Below are 7,425 nucleotides of genomic sequence, written 5' to 3' on the forward strand. Positions count from 1 at the left end.
CCCACCCATCCACCTGAAAGGCAGCCATGACCACCACCATCCACACCCCGACCGACACCCAGCTCGCCCCCTCCCGAGCGGGCGCGATCGGCGCACTCGTCGCCGCGGCCACGTTCGTGTTCGGCATCGTCCTGTTCGTGACGACCCTGAGCGACTACACCGAGGGCGACCCGACACCGGTTGAGTCCGTCGAGTTCCTCGTCGGGCACCAGACCACGCTCTTCGCCTGGTACCTCGTCATCTTCCTGATCTTCGGCGTCGCGATCATCCCCCTCGCTCGAACGCTGCGCCGGCGCCTCGCCGACGTCAGCCCACAACTCGCCGACATCGGTGCCGTCCTCGCCTACATCTGGTCCGGCCTGATGTTCGCCACCGGAATGATCCACAACGTCGGCATCACCGCCGTCGCCGACCTCGAGGAGACCGACCCGACAGCAGCGCAGGCACTGTGGTCGAGCATCGACACCGTCACCGAAGGTCTCGGAGGCGGCAACGAACTCGTCGGCGGCCTCTGGATCCTCCTGGTCAGCGTCGCCGCCTGGCGCACCCGACGACTCCCGACCGGACTCAACATCCTGGGCGGCATCAGCGCAGTCGCCGCACTCATCACGCTCGTCCCAGGCCTGTCCGACGTCGGGATGATCTTCGGCCTCGGATCCATCGCCTGGTTCGCCTGGACCGGCATCGTCCTGCTCCGCAGTTCCGAGACCGCCGCTCCGGCTGCGGACCTCGCCCGCTGAGCCTCCGCCACTGATCGAAGATCACACCAACCGACCTCAGCACGAAGCCAACGAAAGAGACGAACAATGAACACCCCAACTGAAGCGCCGAGCCGCCACGATGAAGCGCCGGACGAACGAGACGAAGCGGCCAGACGGTACGCCGATCAACTGCGAGCGTTCCACGGCCACGTCGGCGGGTTCGCCACCGGCATGTTCATCATGTTCGCAGTGAACCTCGTCACCAACATCTCCGCCGGAACCGCAGACGAATGGGACGCCTGGTGGTCAGTGTGGGCCCTCCTCGGCTGGAGCATCGGCATCGCCGTCCACGGCTTCGTCCTTTGGCTCAACCGACCCTCGGACGCGTCATCGACGCCTGAGGAGATCGCCGCACTTCAGCAACGCCGGACCAGACGAGACGACAGCGGGGAGAACTGACATGAAAGCGATTCGTGCTCGCCGCTACGGCACTCCCGATGTCTTGAAGCTGGAGGAGATCGATCGACCGACGCCGGAAGGCGATCAGGTGCTCGTCGAAGTCCGCTCAGCTGGATTGAACCCCTCCGACTGGCATCGCACGGAAGGCAAGATTCCGATGCTCCGCCAGGCGTACGGTGACCCCGAGCCGACCGATCACGCACTCGGCACCGATTGCGCCGGCACTGTCGTGGCCGTCGGGAAGAACGTCGCACGGTTCACCGTCGGCGATGCCGTGTTCGGGGCGGCGAAGGGCGCGCTCGCAGAGTACGCGATCGCCACGGAGAGGAATCTGGTCCGCAAGCCCGAGAACGTGCCATTCGTCGACGCTGCCGCCGTCCCAACGGGAGGCCTCACCGCCCTCCAAGGGCTGCGTGACCACGGGCGACTCGAGTCGGGTCAGCGCGTCCTGATCGTCGGTGCATCCGGTGGCGTGGGAGTTGCCGCGGTGCAGATCGCCAAGTCCTTCGATGCTCACGTGACCGCGGTTTGCAGCACAACGAACACCGACATGGTGAGGGGTCTCGGAGCCGACGACGTGATCGACTACACCGCGCAAGACTGGGATGGCACCGGACCGTACGACCTCATCGTGGACATGGTCGGAGATCGCCCGTTCGACGTGTACGTGAAGAACCTCACGCCCGCAGGGCGCATGGTCTCCGTCGGAGCACTCGGCACGGACACGACCGAACACCTGGCGAAGCTCGGGGCCTACAAGGCTTCAGAGCACGGCGAGAGAGTCATCAGCTTTGTCGCACAGTTCAACACCGGTGACCTCCAAACGCTCGCACAACTCATGTCGTCGGGAGCCCTCACCTCCGTGATCGACCGCACGTTCCCGCTCGCTGAGATCACGTCGGCGATCACGATGCTGGGCAGCAAACGAACGAGCGGAAAGGTCGTCGTCAGCATCGACCGATGACCCACCGTCTGTCGAAGCTCTGGCAGCCGGGTCGTCGACGTCTGAGGTGTCGTGAGCGGTGAGCGCGCAGCCGCTCACAATCCGGAGGTCCGGTCACAATCCGGAGGTGAGGATGCCCGAGTCGTAGGCCCGAGCGACCGCTGCGGCGCGGTCGGTGACGCCGAGCTTGTCGTAGATGTGCAGCAGGTGGGTCTTGACGGTCGCCTGGCTGATGTGCAGTTCGCCGGCGATCTGCGCATTGGTGTTGCCGGACGCGACCGCGCGCAGAACTTCGAGTTCTCGTTGCGACAGTGCGCCAGCGGCCGGATCGCGCACGCGCTCGACGAGACGCTTGGCGACTGGGGCGGCGAGCACGGTGTCACCGTTGGCGGCTCGCTTGACGGCGTCGAGCAGTTCGTCCGGTGGCGCGTCCTTGAGCAGATAGCCGGCGGCGCCGGCTTCGATCGCTCGCACGATCGCCTCGTCGGTGTCGTAGGTGGTCAACACGACGATCGTCGCATCGGACCACTCGCTGCGGATCCGCTCGATCGACCCGACGCCATCGAGCACCGGCATGCGAAGATCCATCAACGTCACATCGGGACGCAACTCGATCGCGCGGCGCGCCGCCTCGTCGCCGTCACCCGCCTCAGCCACGACAACGATGTCGTCGTCGGTGCTGAGCAAGGTGACGATGCCGCCGCGCATGATCGGGTGGTCGTCCACCACCAACACCGAGACCGTCACGCCGCACCGCTCGGAATCTGGACCGAGATCGCCGTTCCGGTTCCGGACTCGGTCTCGATCTCGACGCTTCCACCGAGCGCGCCGACCCGGTGGCGGATCGCCGCCAAACCTTGCCCGCCCGTCAGATCCCCGCGATCGGAGACCTCACCGGGCTCGAAGCCCGAACCGTCGTCGACCACGTCGAGCACGGCCCGGTCGTCGAGGTAGGAGAGCGTCACATGAACCGACGTCGCATGTCCGTGCCGTCGGGCGTTGAGCACCGTCTCCTGGACCGCGCGCAACAGCGCCTCCTCCGCAGCGCCGCCGAGCGATCGTGGGGTGCCGACGACTTCGAGGTGCGTTTCGCCATCCTCCTTGGCAGATGCGTCGAGGTGACGTTCGATCGCCTGTGGGAGTGACACCGAGTCGAGCTCGGCCGGGCCCATCGCGGCGACGAGACGACGGGCGGTCTGCAGACTGTCGGCGGCGACCGACTCGATGTCGTCGAGTGCCGGCTCGGTCTCCCCCGTCCGCTTCGCTGACCTCGCGAGCACGACGATCGACGTGAATCCCTGCGCCAAGGTGTCGTGGATCTCACCCGCGACTCGCGCACGCTCTTCGAGCACACCCTTCGCCCGCTCACTCGAAGCGAGGTCGGCCTGCGTCGCGCGGAGTTCGTCGAGCAACCGTGCGAGCTCGGTGGTCTCGTCGTCGGCGCGAATGAACGTCCGCCACGCCACCACACCCATCACGAGCGCGGCGACCGGGATGAACACTCGCCAGTCGGGCCCGTCGTGGACGGTCGCTGCGATCATCCAGATGACCGTGATCAAGCCGGCGAGCGGGAGCTCGAGCCGGCGACCACGGTTCGAGAACGCCAGCCCGTAGATCGCGAAGGCGAGCGCCGACCAGCGTTCGTCGTCGATGACGAGGACCGTCCACGCCGCGATCGACGCAAGCGTCGCCACCGTCATCGCGGTCGAGGAGCCTCCGACGGGAAGCCGCGTGTACGCCACGACGATCGTGGGCAGCAACAAGAACGGCAGCAGCGTCACCACAGTCGACCGGGCGTCGACGAACGACGGGTCGAACGTGAGCACGAAACCCACCAGCAGACTGACGAACGCGATCACCAACCAGACCCGCGGCAGACGAGCCACGGCGGTCGGCGCCTCGGTGTGTCGCTGGGGCACTGCTGCTCGGAGCATGATCGTTCCTCCGCTCTGACCGTACTTGTGCTGACCGATCGTCGATCAGACGTTCACCACCGAGACCACGGCGGGCGAACCGCTGGCGACGACGTCGGCGGTACGGCGACGACGCTCGTTACGGACGATCACCATCGCCCGGACGAACGCCACGATGGCGAGCGCGAAGGTCACCGACGTGGTCGACTGCGCAAAGTCAGCCGCCGTCCACGGCGCCGATGCACCGTCGGCGAGGCCGGTCGGCATCGAGACCCCGAGCCACGGCGACAGATGAAAGCCAATCGCTCCAGCCATGATCCCGGCCGCGCCGAGTGATCCGACAAGTCGGGTCGCCGGGACCAGGATCAGCAATCCGACGAGGATCTCCGCGGCGCCGGTCGCGTGATTGACGTAGGGGTAGAAGATGTCGAGCCCGGACTTGTGCTCGATGTACTGGAAGACATGGCCGCCCGTGAACTTGGCGACACCGGACGAGACGAGGAACAAGCCGAGTGCGTAGGTGAGGATGCGGTTGACGGTGGACATCGTGGACTCCCTGATGAGTGGATCGTTGGAACACTCCCCACTCTCACGATCCGATTCGGGGCACACATCGACCGGCGGTCGGCTTCTCCGATCAACCGATCGGTCGATACACCGACCGTCCAACGCGATCGGCCGCCAGCGATCACCCGCTCGCAACCCCACATGGGGGAGCACGCCAACTCACACGCCACCTACCCAGCCGACTGACCCGTCCGGTATCGCTCACCGCTGAGAGGCGCCCGGACCCGATCGGGAACCGGCAATCGCGCGGCTCCGAGGTGCTCGATAACGAGCGCCGCAGCGAAGGATCAGAAGCTACAACCCGAGGTCGGGAGCGACCTCGGCTCGGTCGGCGCCCCGTCCGACAGTCCAACCAAGAGCGGCTGGGGGCAGAGGCGACGGCCGTTGATGCGGAGTTCGAGGTGAAGGTGGGGAGCGCCAGAGCGGCCGGTGTTGCCACTGTCGGCGATGTGTTGGCCGGGCGCGATCTGGTCGCCGACGGCGACGTGGTTGCGGACGTTGTGGCAATAGGTGTGGCGGAGGCCGTCGGGGTGCTGGATCGTGATGCCGACGCCGCATGTGTTGCAGTCGGCGGGTGGCCTAGGTCCGCCGCACCCGGCGTGCCACCAGTTGCCGGTCCAGCTCGTGATGCGAGCGACCCGACCGCCGGTGAGCGCGTAGACCGGAGTTCCCTCAGGCACCATGGCATCCCATGCCGGGTACGTGTGGTGAGGTGCCGAGAGCATCTCGGGCGTGAGGATCTCCCTCGGCAGGGGTAGCGCCCATTCGCCGGTGACGTCGGTCGCAACGCAGGTGGGCACCGTCTCGTCAACGCCGGCGACCTTCTCGTTGTAGGTGTCGAGCCAGCGGGTCTGGTACGCCCGCACGGTCAGGGTGTTGCCGGCGTCGGGGCGTGGGATGCGGTCCATCGTCTCCGGGTCGCCGAGAGCGGCTGGGAAGTACCAAATGATCGGGACGACCTCGACGAGGTTGTCGTGGTCGGCGAGGATCGCTGAGACGTTCACGCCGGCGACGCGATCCTGAACGTGTGGTGGAGCGGTGTCGGCGGTCGGATACAGGTCGGTCGACACGCCGGCTTCCTCGGCCCAGTGCCGCCACGTGCTGGTGATGTACTGGTAGGCGCCGGCCGCCGACGCGCCGCGTGCTCGGACAGTGTAGTCGCCGCCGGACTCGAGCGTGCGGATCGTGTCGAGGATGACGCCGAGTCGGCCGCATGCGTACGGCGTCGTTGCTGGGCCGCCGTTGGCGAACACGAGCGGGATCGACAGCACTATGACGATGCAGGTGGCGATGAGCGCGGCGAGTGGCTTCATGCCTCAACGACCGGCCTGGCCGGTCTCGTCCCGTTACGTCGTGTAACGCGCGGCCCGGTCGATGGGTGGTTGTTCGGGTAGCTGACCCGCACCGGGCGAGTCACGTCCCGTCAAAGGGGGAGCCGATGTCCCATCCCACCAAGCGTTCGCCAGATCATCCCCGCCGACGGCTGCGCGTCGCTGCCACCCTCGTTCCGCCGCTGATCGTCGGGCTCGCCGTCGGCCGATCCGAGCCTGCGGCGGCATCGCCGCTCGACGACGTGTCGCCGTCGTCGGACGGTCTCCCTGGCGCCGGGCTCTTCACCCAGATCCTCTCGTGGGGGTTCTGGATCGCGCTCGGCGTTTGCGGCCTGGCGATCCTCTACGGCGCAGCGACGTGGCGGGGGATGAACGGCAACACGGGTCGCGGTGTCGAGGGGAAGATGTACGTCGCCGCCGGTGCCATCGGGGCGATGGTGATCGGGCTGGCTCCGACGATCGTGCGGGTGCTGTTCGACGCCGGACAGGCAGGCTGACGTGAACGGCCACAAGCTCGTCGGCGTCGTGCTCGTCGTGGCGATGCTCGGGGTGTGGGCGATCCGTTCGTTCGTCCTCGACACCGGGGCGAGCGAACCCTCGACGCGGCCGGCCGAAGCGTCATCGACCGTTCCGGGACAGGCTGGCGTGGACCCAGCAGAGACGCAGGCCGCTATGCCCGTGCAGCCGGTCGTTGCTGCAGGTGACCTCGCAGAAGTTCCCGTCGGCTACCCGAGGTCGGAGCGAGGTGCGGCGACATCGGCGGTGAACTGGGTCGCATCATTCCCGACCGTCGTTCGTATGGGTCCGATCCGGCTTGACGACACGCTCGGTCAACTGCTGTCCGAACGTCGAGCCGCGTCTGGGACCGATGAGGTCGTCGCTGACTACTTCATGCTGATCGACGAACTCGGTCCCGACTTCGCCAGTCGGGTCTGGATCGAGTCGCCGCTGCAGGTCGACATCCTCGACGCCGACGCCTCAACTGCGACTGTTGCGGTCTGGGCACTACTCGTCACCGGCGACCCTGAGCACGGACCGATCGAAGCACTCTGGAGGACGCACCGGATCGACCTGGTTTGGGAGCGCGACGACTGGCGCATCGACGACGTGGTCATCACCGAGGGCCCGACACCGATCCCGAACGAGGTTGCGTTGCCATCCCCGGCGAGTGACTTCGTCACGGTCGACGCCTGGGAGGCGGCCGTGTTCGCCGACACGACCACCGAGGATGACCACTGATGTTGGCGATCCCGATCATCGGCGACGTCATCGACTTCGTCACGACACCGTTCCAGGCCGCGGCCGGGTGGGCGTGGGACACCGTCGTCCAGGGCATCACCGACTGGATTCTGAAGGGTGTCCTGGCGCTGCTGACGTCGATGTGGAACTTCATGGACACCGCGTCGTCGCCACGGCTGACGTCGGAGTGGTTCTACACCGCCGAATCGTCGCCGTTCCGGATCGCGTTCGGGATTGGCGTGACGATGGTGGCGCTCCTCGTGCTGCTTGCG

Annotated in this window: 10 protein-coding genes; 6 read left to right on the plus strand and 4 right to left on the minus strand. The window is 66.8% G+C overall.

The genetic code is table 11. The features are described from left to right. Positions 1-26: 26 nt before the first annotated feature. The 3 genes from QNJ12_RS23020 to QNJ12_RS23030 all read left to right on the plus strand — a co-directional run bounded on the left by QNJ12_RS23020 (position 27) and on the right by QNJ12_RS23030 (position 2,124). The gene (locus QNJ12_RS23020) at positions 27-740 is read left to right on the plus strand and encodes a DUF4386 family protein (RefSeq protein ID WP_300626353.1); all 714 of its coding nucleotides are present in this window, start codon (positions 27-29) and stop codon (positions 738-740) included. Positions 741-806: 66 nt separating this feature from the next. After that, entirely contained in the window at positions 807-1,160 is a 354-nt protein-coding gene (locus QNJ12_RS23025) for a 2TM domain-containing protein (RefSeq protein WP_300626355.1), read from the plus strand. 43 nt (positions 1,161-1,203) lie between these two features. Beyond that, positions 1,204-2,124 carry an NAD(P)-dependent alcohol dehydrogenase gene (locus QNJ12_RS23030; protein WP_300626357.1) on the plus strand — a complete coding sequence of 307 codons (921 nt, stop codon included), beginning with the start codon at positions 1,204-1,206 and terminating at the stop codon, positions 2,122-2,124. A gap of 93 nt (positions 2,125-2,217) precedes the next feature. Here QNJ12_RS23030 and QNJ12_RS23035 read toward each other — a convergent pair whose 3' ends face one another. The 4 genes from QNJ12_RS23035 to QNJ12_RS23050 all read right to left on the minus strand — a co-directional run bounded on the left by QNJ12_RS23035 (position 2,218) and on the right by QNJ12_RS23050 (position 5,896). Next, entirely contained in the window at positions 2,218-2,829 is a 612-nt protein-coding gene (locus QNJ12_RS23035) for a response regulator transcription factor (protein WP_300626358.1), read from the minus strand. 17 nt (positions 2,830-2,846) lie between these two features. Next, positions 2,847-4,037, minus strand: a complete 1,191-nt coding sequence (locus QNJ12_RS23040) for a sensor histidine kinase (RefSeq protein ID WP_300626360.1) — start codon at positions 4,035-4,037, stop codon at positions 2,847-2,849. A 45-nt stretch (positions 4,038-4,082) separates the two neighbouring features. Then, positions 4,083-4,562 carry a DoxX family protein gene (locus tag QNJ12_RS23045; protein WP_300626361.1) on the minus strand — a complete coding sequence of 160 codons (480 nt, stop codon included), beginning with the start codon at positions 4,560-4,562 and terminating at the stop codon, positions 4,083-4,085. A 308-nt stretch (positions 4,563-4,870) separates the two neighbouring features. Further along, positions 4,871-5,896 (minus strand): M23 family metallopeptidase, encoded by a 1,026-nt coding sequence (locus tag QNJ12_RS23050; RefSeq protein ID WP_300626362.1) that lies wholly within the window; start codon positions 5,894-5,896, stop codon positions 4,871-4,873. A gap of 125 nt (positions 5,897-6,021) precedes the next feature. Between QNJ12_RS23050 and QNJ12_RS23055 the strand changes: the two genes are divergently transcribed. The 3 genes from QNJ12_RS23055 to QNJ12_RS23065 all read left to right on the plus strand — a co-directional run. After that, positions 6,022-6,411 carry a hypothetical protein gene (locus QNJ12_RS23055; protein ID WP_300626363.1) on the plus strand — a complete coding sequence of 130 codons (390 nt, stop codon included), beginning with the start codon at positions 6,022-6,024 and terminating at the stop codon, positions 6,409-6,411. Between the two features lies 1 nt (position 6,412). Then, the gene (locus QNJ12_RS23060; RefSeq protein WP_300626364.1) at positions 6,413-7,153 is read left to right on the plus strand and encodes a hypothetical protein; all 741 of its coding nucleotides are present in this window, start codon (positions 6,413-6,415) and stop codon (positions 7,151-7,153) included. Then, positions 7,153-7,425: hypothetical protein (locus QNJ12_RS23065; protein WP_300626365.1), on the plus strand; the 273-nt coding region annotated here is incomplete at its 3' end. The genes QNJ12_RS23060 and QNJ12_RS23065, both read left to right, overlap by 1 nt.

Source organism: Ilumatobacter sp. (assembly GCF_030065885.1).
Lineage (GTDB): Bacteria > Actinomycetota > Acidimicrobiia > Acidimicrobiales > Ilumatobacteraceae > Ilumatobacter.